This window comes from Achromobacter colocynthidis (genome assembly GCF_057334535.1).
Window position 1 is genome coordinate 91,617 of sequence record NZ_JBHFIZ010000038.1, and the last position, 3,733, is coordinate 95,349.

At 65.6% G+C, this 3,733-nt stretch carries 4 protein-coding genes; all 4 read left to right on the top strand.

Annotation, left to right across the window (positions count from 1 at the left end):
- Positions 1–453, top strand: a 453-nt coding sequence (gene tssE / locus ACE04A_RS24605) for a type VI secretion system baseplate subunit TssE (RefSeq protein ID WP_485820620.1), incomplete at its 5' end; no start/stop codon positions are given.
- A 3-nt stretch (positions 454–456) separates the two neighbouring features.
- Positions 457–2,181: a type VI secretion system baseplate subunit TssF gene (tssF, locus tag ACE04A_RS24610; protein ID WP_279994367.1), complete on the top strand. Its 1,725-nt coding sequence runs from the start codon at positions 457–459 to the stop codon at positions 2,179–2,181.
- Positions 2,145–3,188: a type VI secretion system baseplate subunit TssG gene (tssG, locus tag ACE04A_RS24615; protein ID WP_100854061.1), complete on the top strand. Its 1,044-nt coding sequence runs from the start codon at positions 2,145–2,147 to the stop codon at positions 3,186–3,188. The genes tssF and tssG overlap by 37 nt, the downstream gene beginning before the upstream one ends.
- Positions 3,185–3,733, top strand: a 549-nt coding sequence (locus ACE04A_RS24620; RefSeq protein WP_485820621.1) for a Clp protease N-terminal domain-containing protein, incomplete at its 3' end; no start/stop codon positions are given. The genes tssG and ACE04A_RS24620, both read left to right, overlap by 4 nt.

Consider the following 3,733-nt stretch of genomic DNA (forward strand, 5'->3'; position numbering starts at 1 on the left):
CCCCCCCCCCCCCCCCCCCCCGCCTGCATCCCCATGCGAGAACACCGCCTGCTTGAACGCATCGCCAGCCTGGGTTCGGACGTTGAACGTTCGCACATCACGCGGGCGGAGGTTCTTGTCGACTCGATCCTGGACCACTTGCGTCGCATCCTGAACACGCGTCAGGGCAGCGTGCCCATCGACCTGTCGTTTGGCGTGCCCGACTTCACCAATCTGGCGGGCTCGTTCAGCAGCGGCACGACTACGCAGATGATCGAGGACATCGGCCGCATGATCCAGCGTTACGAACCCCGTCTGCGCCAGCCGCAGATCACTTTCACCAATACGCAGGACGAAGTCCTTTCGCTGGGCTTCGCCATTTCAGGCTTCATCGCGGTGGACGACCGCGAAATTCCCGTGCGGCTGGCGTCGCACGTGGCGTCCAACGGCAAAGTTTCACTGCGAAGGCAATAAGGCATGTTGAACCGCTACTACGAACAGGAACTGGGCTATTTGCGCACGCTTGCGGCTGAATTCGCCGCGAGCAACCCTGCGCTGGCGCCGCTCTTGGGCGCGGATAGCGCAAGCGACCCCGACGTCGAGCGTCTGCTCGAGGGCGTCGCCTTCATGACCGGCCTGATTCGGCACCGCCTGGATGACGACTTCCCGGAATTCATCCAGAACCTGGCGCAATTGCTATTTCCGCACATGTTGCGGCCCTTGCCCTGCATGACGATCATGCGCTACGAGCCGCGCTCGACACTGGAAGGACCGGTCACGATTCCCGCGGGTACGGAATTCGCCTCGGTGCCCGTGGACGGACAGCGCACGATTTTCCGCGCCTCGTTTCCCGTCACGCTTGAACCCGTTGAACTGAAGTCCGCGCAGTGGGAAGGCGGCGGCACGCGGCCGCGCTCGCTGCGCCTGCAATTCACCATGTCAGGACCCGCGGCGGCCGACTGGAAAGGCGACCGGGTACGCATGTTCCTGGGAGACGCACCCGCCGATGCCGCGCGGCTGTTCCTGCTGCTGCAACGCTACGTGCGCGAAGTGCGCGTCAGCGCCGAGAACGGCCCCATCACCGTGCTGCCGCCGTCCAGCATCGAACCCGCGGGCCTGCGCCCCGATCTTGAACTGCTGCCGTGGCCGCCCGGCGCGCACCCGGCCTGGCGCGTCCTGCACGAGTACTTCGCGCTGCCGGAGAAGCTGCTGTTCCTGGATTTCACAGGCCTGTCGACATGGACCGCGCGCGGCGCCGCGAAAGGCTTTTCGATACAGCTTGTGTTCGACCAGGTGCCGGATTGGGCGCCCGCGGTCGGCCCGTCCAGCTTCATCATGAACGCGACGCCGGCCGCCAACCTGTTCAGCCAGGACGCGCACCCGATCAGGGTGGACCACCTGCAGCCGGACTACCGCATCCATCCCGTTGCCCGCACCAGCAAGGCCGCCGAGCGAATTTTTTCCGTCGATGCCGTCAGCGCGCGCGGCGCCGATGGGGTCGAGCGTGAATACCATCCCTTCTCCGCTTTCCGTGGCGGCGACCAGGCCTCGTACAACATCAGCATCCGGCCTTCCGCCCTGCATCGCGGCTACGACCACTACCTGAGCCTGCCCTATACCGAAGGCGGCATGCCGCAGATGCAAACGCTTTCCACGCGGCTCACCTGCACCCACGGCGACCTGCCCGAAGGCCTGCGCCTGGGCGATATCTGCGAGCCCACGGACAACTCGCCCCCCCGCGTGGGGTTTCGCAACATCCATGGCGTGACGCCGCATTGCCCCCCCGTCATTGACAGCGCCCTGCTATGGCGCGTGCTGTCGCACCTGAACGCCAACCATCTGGCGCTTGCCAGTGAAGGACAACTGCGCGATCTGCTGTCGCTCTACGTGCCACCACGCCAGGTGGACGCGCAGCGCAACGCGGCGGCGCGCCGCAGTATCGAATCCATTACCAGCGTAAGCGTCGAGTCGGCACGCCGCATCGTGCGCGGCATGCCGGTGCAAGGCAGCGAAGTGCGCATCGAATGCCGGGGGGACCATTTCCCCGGGCCGGGCAGCCTGTTCCTGTTCGGCACCGTGCTGGACGAATTCCTGGCCGGCACCATCGCCCTGAACACCTTCAGCGCCTTGACGCTGGTGGATACCGTCAACGGAGAGACCCTGACATGGCCCGCCAAGATCGGCCGCTATCGCCTGCTGTAGCGGTGTCGGGCACCGACCCACTGCTGGAAGAAGGCCATCGCTACGCCTTCTTCCAGGCGTTGCGTCTGCTGCGTTTGCGCAACCCCGACGAGGCGGTGTTCAACCGCGATGTGCGCGTGCGCCCGTCGGTTTCCCTGTCTTTTCCCGACCGCGATATCGAGACGATCGAACGCGACGACGCGGGCAAGTACCGCATCACGGCAAATTTCTTCGGGCTGTATGGGGTTACCTCGCCGCTGCCCACGTTCTATACCGAAGACCTGATCGACCAATATCTGCAGGGCAACTCCACCGCGCGCGACTTTCTCGATATTTTTCACGCCGCGCTGTATCCGCTGCTGTTCCGCGCATGGGAAAAGAACCGGCTGTGGCTGGCCGTCGCCGAAAGGCGCGACTCCTCGCGCCTGGACCAGTTGTTCGCGCTGGTCGGGCTGGGCGGCAAACGCGGTACGCGCTGGCAGGCCGCGCGCGCCCTGCTTCCGCATGCGGGCAACTTCAACCAGTTCCCGCGTTCCGCGCTGGGCCTGCAGTCGCTCGTGTCGGGGCTGCTGGACAACCTGCCGGTGGAAGTCGAGCCGTGCGTCACGGAAACGGTGTCCATCCCAGAGGCCGCGCAGTGCCTGCTGGGCGAACAGGCATGCCGCCTGGGAGAAGACACCCTGCTGGGCAGTCGCATCGACGAACGCGCGGGCGCCCTGCGGGTGCATGTCGGCCCCATATCGGCCGAGCGCCTGGCCGGTCTGCTGCCAGGCACGGAGCGTTACACCGAACTGGTGAATGCGATCGCGCTGTATCTGAAAACGCCTTTGCGCTGCGAGCTGGCGCTGAATGTAGACCCCCAGCGGCCCGGCGCAAGCCTGGGCGAAGGCTGGCACACGTTGGGACTGAACACGTGGTTGCCGGAGCAGGTACCCGGCGACACCACAGGGCCGTGGCCACGCTACGACCAGATCTTCCTGCCGATTGAAACCGAATCAACACGAATCTCCGAGAGGCCTTTGCAATGATGCTGGTGGAACTGAAACCCCTGTTCGCACGCCTGAATCCCACTTGCTCGGCCGCGCTTGAAGGCGCCGCCGGCTTGACGTTGGCCCGCAACCATTACGAAATTGCCGTTGAACACATGCTGCGCAGGCTGGTTGAAGAGCCCGGCGGCGACGTGCATTGCATCCTGGCCCACTTTGATATCGACCCCTTGCGCCTGACCGCGCAACTCGACGAAAGCCTGGCCCAGTTGAAGAACGGCAACCCTGGCCGGCCGGTGTTCGCGGGCCTGCTCACCGAGTGGGCGCAAGAGTCCTGGCTGACCGCCTCGATCACCCTGGGTGAAAGCCGCGTGCGCAGTGGCGCGATGCTGCTGGCGCTGGTCTCGCGCCTTAGCTACTACGGCGCCGGCACCCGCTACGCCGAAACGCTGCGCGCCATCTCGCGCGACAAGCTGACCAGCGACTTCGACACAATTGTCAACGGCTCGAACGAGGCCAGCACGCAGATCGCAGACTCGGCCTCGGGCGGCTCGGCCCGGCCCGCCGCGGCGGGCGCCGCCGCCAGC